This is a genomic window from Streptomyces palmae, assembly GCF_004684805.1.
Classification (GTDB): domain Bacteria; phylum Actinomycetota; class Actinomycetes; order Streptomycetales; family Streptomycetaceae; genus Streptomyces; species Streptomyces palmae.
This window is the reverse complement of record NZ_SRID01000415.1, coordinates 1-5,813: the sequence shown is the minus strand read 5'-3', so window position 1 is coordinate 5,813 and position 5,813 is coordinate 1. Positions and strand designations below refer to the sequence as shown.

The 5,813-nt window shown below is 73.5% G+C and carries 6 protein-coding genes; 4 read left to right on the top strand and 2 right to left on the bottom strand.

The window, feature by feature from the left end:
• The first annotated feature begins 133 nt into the window (after positions 1–133).
• Genes E4099_RS28085 through E4099_RS28070 form a run of 4 tightly spaced genes read left to right on the top strand, consistent with a single transcriptional unit; the run spans position 134 to position 2,976 of the window.
• The gene (locus tag E4099_RS28085; protein WP_135341935.1) at positions 134–541 is read left to right on the top strand and encodes a roadblock/LC7 domain-containing protein; all 408 of its coding nucleotides are present in this window, start codon (positions 134–136) and stop codon (positions 539–541) included.
• Positions 538–930, top strand: a complete 393-nt coding sequence (locus E4099_RS28080) for a DUF742 domain-containing protein (protein ID WP_135341934.1) — start codon at positions 538–540, stop codon at positions 928–930. Before E4099_RS28085 ends, E4099_RS28080 begins: the two co-directional genes overlap by 4 nt.
• Complete coding sequence (locus E4099_RS28075) at positions 911–1,534, top strand: GTP-binding protein (protein WP_135341933.1); 624 nt, start codon at positions 911–913, stop codon at positions 1,532–1,534. Before E4099_RS28080 ends, E4099_RS28075 begins: the two co-directional genes overlap by 20 nt.
• On the top strand, positions 1,531–2,976 hold the full coding sequence (locus E4099_RS28070) for a cytochrome P450 (protein WP_135341932.1): 1,446 nt from the start codon (positions 1,531–1,533) through the stop codon (positions 2,974–2,976). The genes E4099_RS28075 and E4099_RS28070 overlap by 4 nt, the downstream gene beginning before the upstream one ends.
• A 97-nt stretch (positions 2,977–3,073) precedes the next feature.
• Here E4099_RS28070 and E4099_RS28065 read toward each other — a convergent pair whose 3' ends face one another.
• Positions 3,074–4,255 (bottom strand): hypothetical protein, encoded by a 1,182-nt coding sequence (locus tag E4099_RS28065; RefSeq protein WP_135341931.1) that lies wholly within the window; start codon positions 4,253–4,255, stop codon positions 3,074–3,076.
• Positions 4,256–4,408: 153 nt separating this feature from the next.
• The gene (locus tag E4099_RS28060) at positions 4,409–5,614 is read right to left on the bottom strand and encodes a YncE family protein (RefSeq protein WP_209446775.1); all 1,206 of its coding nucleotides are present in this window, start codon (positions 5,612–5,614) and stop codon (positions 4,409–4,411) included.
• Positions 5,615–5,813: the final 199 nt, after the last annotated feature.

Genomic DNA, 5,813 nt, shown 5'->3' with positions numbered 1-5,813 from the left:
CAGGCCCCCGAACCGCCCCCGCAGCCGGGCATGTGGCTGGCCGCCTTCCACAACGCCGTCTCCGGAGAGGCGCCGCAGGCCGACCCCGGCCGCCCGGACACCCATGAGCCGTCAGGGAAGGATGAGTAGGCACATGACACGCCAGCGGTACAACATGGACTGGATGCTCAAGGATCTGGCCACGAGCGTCCCGCAGACCCGCCATGTCGTGGTGCTGTCCTCGGACGGCCTGTGCATGGCCCAGTACGGCACCGACACCGACACCGCCGACCGGCTCGCCGCGGCCTGCGCCGGGTTGCAGAGCCTGTCGGTCGCCGTCGCCGGGGAGTTCCCGCACGGCGACGGCCGGATGCGCCTGGTGGTCATCGAGGTCGACGGCGGCTTCTTCTACCTGATGGCCGCGGGAGCCGGCGCCTTCCTCGCGGTGCTCGCCGACGACGGAGTGGACGCCGGGCTGATGGGCCAGCGGATGCGCGACCTGGTCGCCCGGCTCGGGGAGCACCTCACCAGCCCGCCGCGGGTCGACGGGCTGGTGACATGAGCGGTGAACCAGCGGATGGCGGTACCGACCGGATCGGCAGGCGCGGCGGTCAGTGGGAAGGCGGGCCGGAACGGCTCTACGTGGTCAGCGCCGGCCGCGGCGCTCGCGCCGCACGGCCCGAGCTGGACCTGGTCACCCTGATCGTGGCCCGCGGCGAGCCGGGGCCGGACTGCCGGCCCGAACAGGCCGCCATCCTCCACATGTGCGACTACCCGCTGTCGGTCGCGGAGGTCTCCGCCTATCTGCGCCTGCCCTTCAGCACGGTCACGGTGATCCTCGCGGAACTCCTGGACAGCGGCCGTATCGAGGCGCGCGCGCCTCTTCCGGCGGCGACGCTGCCGGACATCGAGATCTTGGAGGCGGTGATGCATGGACTGCAAAACCTCTGAACCGCGCCGCGGGCCACGCAGCGAGGACACGCTGCCCGCCTCGGCCGCCTCGGCGGTCAAGGTGGTGATCGTCGGCGGATTCGGCGTCGGAAAGACCACCCTGGTGGGTTCGGTGAGCGAGATCCGCCCGCTGACCACCGAGGAGACGATGACCCAGGCCGCTGTCGGCATCGACGACATCGCCGGGGTGGAGCGCAAGACCTCCACCACCGTGGCCATGGACTTCGGCCGGATCAGCGTCAACCGGCACCTGGTGCTGTACCTGTTCGGCACCCCCGGACAGGAGCGCTTCTGGTTCCTGTGGAACGGCCTGTTCGAAGGAGCCTTGGGCGCCGTGGTCCTGGTCGACACCCGCCGACTGGAGGTCAGCTTCGATGTGATCGGCCGCCTGGAGGACCGGGGAGTGCCCTTCGTCATCGCGGTCAACGCCTTCCCCGACGCCCCCGTGCACTCCACCGCGGAACTCCGCGCGGCACTCGACCTCCACGACTCGGTACCCGTGATCCACTGCGACGCCCGTGACCGCGGCTCCAGCCGCGACGCACTGATGACCCTGATGCGCTACCTCCACACCCTTGCCACAGCGAATCTGGAGCCCCAGTGACCACCCAACCGTTCGATCCCGTCCGCCCCGATACCGCCCTCTCGCCACCGCCCGGCTGCCCCGCGCACGCCGGCCCCGGCGGCGTGACGCGGCTCTTCGGGCCCGGGTACGAGGCCGACCCGCTGCGCGTCTTCGAGCGACTGCGCGCCGAGCACGGGGCGGTGGCACCCGTCCTGCTCACCGGCGACCTGCCGGGCTGGCTGGTGCTGGGCTACCGGGAGATCCTGGAGGTGGTGCGGACCCCCACCCGCTTCTCCCACGACTCCCGGCACTGGCACCAGCTGAAGGAGGGCAAGGTCGCCGCGGACAACCCGCTGCTGCCGGTGATCGGCGCGCGGCCGGACCGGATGACCGCCGACGGCGACGAGCACCGGCGGCTGCGGGACGCGGTCAACGACTGCCTGGACCGCTTCGACCGGCGCGGCGTCCGCCGCCATGTGACCCACTTCGCCAACCAGCTGATCGACGAGTTCAGCCGGGACGGCAGGGCCGAACTACTGGACCAGTTCGCCCGCCAGCTGCCCATGGCCGTGCTGACCCAACTCCTGGGCATGCCCGAGGCCTACAGCCCGCGGCTGGTGGACGCCGCCACCGAGCTGGTGAAGGCGTCCGACAAGGCGATAGCCTCGAACGACTTCATCAAGGAGCAGCTCGCCGGGCTGCTGGCGCGCAAGAAGGAGAGGCCCAGCTCGGACCTGGCCTCCTGGCTGATCGAGCACCCGGCCGGACTCTCCGACGACGAGATCCGCAACCTGCTGTGGCTGGTCCTGATGGCGGCCAACGAGAACACCACCAGCCTGCTGGCGAGCACCCTGCGCATGGTCCTCACCGACCAGCGGTTCCGCGCCTCACTGGCCGGCGGCCAGATGACCCTGCCGGACGCGGTGGAACAGGTGCTCTGGGACGACCCGCCGACCATCGTGATCCCCGCCCGCTGGGCCACCGCGGACACCGAACTGGCCGGCCGTCCCATCCGGGCCGGGGACATGCTGCTGCTCGGCGTGGCAGCCGGCAACATCGACCCGGCGGTCCGGCCCGACCTGAACGCCCCGATGCACGGCAACCGCTCGCACCTGTCCTTCAGCGGCGGACCGCACGAATGCCCGGGGCGGGAGATCGCCCGGGCCATCGCCGACACCGCCATCGACGCCCTGCTGCTGCGCCTGCCGGACCTGCGCCTGGCCGTCCCGGAGGGTGAGCTGCGCTGGCGCGCCACCACCTGGACCCGCCACCTGGTGGCGCTGCCGGTGGAGTTCGCCCCCCGCCCCCCGGTGGGCGACGCGCTGCCGGAGCGGGCCGGTCTGCTCCCACCGCGCCGGCCGCTGCCCGAGCCCCGGATCAGCACACCCAAGCCCCCCGCCGCCGTGGAGCCGGCCGAACCTCCGGTGGAACCCCGCCACACCTGGTGGGACGCGGTGAAGGGCTGGTTCGGCGGCCAGTAGTCGGCCGGCCGACCCGCATGTGCTCCCATCCCGCCGGTGATGGCCCTGACCCGGCGGGATGGGATCCTCCGTGTCCGGCCGCCGCCGGGAGCCGGGCCTACCCTTCGACGGGTGCGGCCCCGGGACGGCGGCGCGGCGTCGCCGGGTGGTCCGCGGTACGGCAGCCCGCCTGGGCGGCCGGGCTCAGGCACGCCGACGGCAGCCGCGCGGCGGCCGAGGCGGCCAGCGACTCGGCCATGGTGCAGAGCCGCCCCGCCGAACGGGGCCCGCGGACCACCAGGTACAGCATCTCCACCGCGGGCTCCCGGTCCTGGTCGAGGTAGCGGCGGTGCACCACCCGGACCAGGCAGCTGTCGTCGCCGTCCCCCTCGGGCCGCACATACGCGTCCCGCCCACCGATCCGGATGTGCCGGCCGTCCGCCGTGCTCAGCGGCTGCCCCCGGTCGAAGCGGAGCACCGCCTGGACGCGGTCGGTGTCGCTGTACCAGTTGCAGCCCCAGTCGCCGAAGGAGACGTCCCGGTCCTCGGCGTCGACGCCCGGGACGACCGACAGCGCACGCGCGTCCAGCAGCGCGCAGGCGTCCACCCGGGCCAGTGAGTCGGCGGGCAGCGGCGGACTGCGGTGGGCGAGCGGCCCCCTGGCGAGCACCTGGACCGCCTGCTCGGCGGCGCTGTCCGCCATCGCGCACAGCGGCGCCCGCTCGCCCCTGGTCTGGTGGGCGCTGACCGTGACGTGGTACCGCGCCCGGGCACCCGGCAGCAGCGCCCGATGGCACTCACCGTTCTCGCCCGGCTCCACCACCACGCCGACCCCGCGTACGGTACGCGCCGGGGCGGCGAGTTCCGCGGCCCCTCCGCTGTCCAGGTCGAGCCGGACGTCCACCTCGTCGCCGCCGCGCCGCACGATCACATCGCACCGGTCGAAGTTCCCGTAGTCCCGGTCGAGTCGGGCCGCTCCGAAGCGGGCCAGCGCGCCGGGGCGGGCCAGGGCGCACGGGTCGGCGGCCGGCGGGTCGGGGATCGCGGCGGGCGGTCCCGCGTTCCGCGGAGGCGCGGGGTCCTCACCCAGCAGGGGGGTGAAGGGCAGCACCGCCAGAGCCGTGGCGGTCGCCGCCGCGCCGAGGGCCAGCCGAGGATGCCGGGCGAGTACGGCCGGTGGTCCCGGCAGCCGCCGCTTCCCTCCGGTGCTCCGGCCCGGGCGCGGTCGGGCCCCGCCCGTGCCGGCCTCGCCGGTGTCGTCGGCGTTGCTGGCGTTGTCGCCCTCGTCGGCCTTGCGCATGCGCGCTGCCCCCTCCGCGCGGCCGGCTTCGGTCGAAGCGCGGCGTCACGAGGCGAACGTACTGCGTCACGGCGCCGCGTCAGGGCGGTTCGGGGCAGCCGGTGGGAGCCGTGACGACATCTTCACGAAGAGGTCACGCCAGGCGCCGGGTGGTCAGCGGAAGACGCCGGTGTGCCCGAGCGAGTAGCGGCCGGGCTGCGGGTAGACGGCCAGCCCGTGCGGTCCGCCGCCCACCGGGATACGGGCCTTGAGCCGCCAGTCGCGGGTGTCGATCGCGTAGACCTCGGAGTTGTAGCGCCCGGAGAGCCACAGCATCCGGCCGTCGCTGGACATCCCGCCCATGTCGGGGCTGCCGCCGCCGGGGATCCGCCAGCGCCGGACCAGCTTGCCGGTGTCGAAGGAGAGCACTCCGATGCTGCCCTCGCCGCGGTTGGAGATGAACAGGTGGCGGGAGTCCCGGCTGACGTAGAGACCGTGCGCCCCCTTGCCGGTGTGCAGCAGCCGGGGGCGGGTGAAGGCGTCCCCGTCGAGCACCCACAGGCCGTCGGCGGTCATGTCGGCGATGTACCAGGTCTTGCCGTCCGGCGAGATCTTCACGTCCTGGGGCATGGCACCGCGCATCGGCAGCTTCTGCTGTCCCACCACCTTCATCCGGGCGGTGTCCACCTTCAGCAGCTCGCCGGAGAACTCGCAGCTGACGATGAAGTAGCGCCCGTCGGGGGAGAAGTCGGCGTGGTTGACCCCGGCGCAGGAGACCGGCACGGTCTTCTTCACCCGCATGGTGTGCGCGTCGCGGAAGACCAACTGCCGGTCCTTGGAGGCCATCACCACGGCGTGCTTGCCGTCCGGGGTGAAGTAGAGGTTGTACGGGTCGTGGACGTCCACCGGGCGCCCGACCCGCCCGGTGGCGGCGTCGATCGGGGTGAGGGTGTTGCCCAGGTCGTTGTTGACCCACAGCGTCTTCAGGTCCCAGGAGGGCACCACGTGCTGCGGCTGGTGCCCGACCGGGATGGTCTTGATCACCTTGAAGGTCTTCGGGTCGATGACGCTCACCGTGTCGGAGAGGGTGTTGGGCACGTACACCCGCGGGGTGAAGTCCTTGACCACCGGCGACAGCTTGCCCGGCCGGTCGGCCGCGTACAGGTCGGTGGGGTCCAGCGGGGGCGGCATGCCCGGCAGCAGCCGGGAGTCGGCGACCGGGCGGCCGGAGCGCTCCGGTGCGGTCCGCGAGGCGGCGTGCGGTGAGTGGGAGCTCGAGCACGCGGGCAGCACGGCGCTGCCCGCGATCAGCGCCGTCAGGGTCCGCAGGGCGAACGGACGGCGGCGGGCGCGAGTGCGGCGGGCGGAGCCAGTGTCCACGGGAGACCTCCACGAACGGTTCGGCGGTCCGTCCGGTCACCGGGGCGGACACCAGGACGCCACCGGGCGCCCGGCCTCACGCTGCCACCGCCGCGGCCCGCCCGCTCGCGGGCGGAGCCCGAACAGCCGAGCCGGTTACTGCGTCGGGGTGGCAGGCCGGGACGGGAGTGAGCGGACGGGCCGGGGGTGGGCCGCTGGG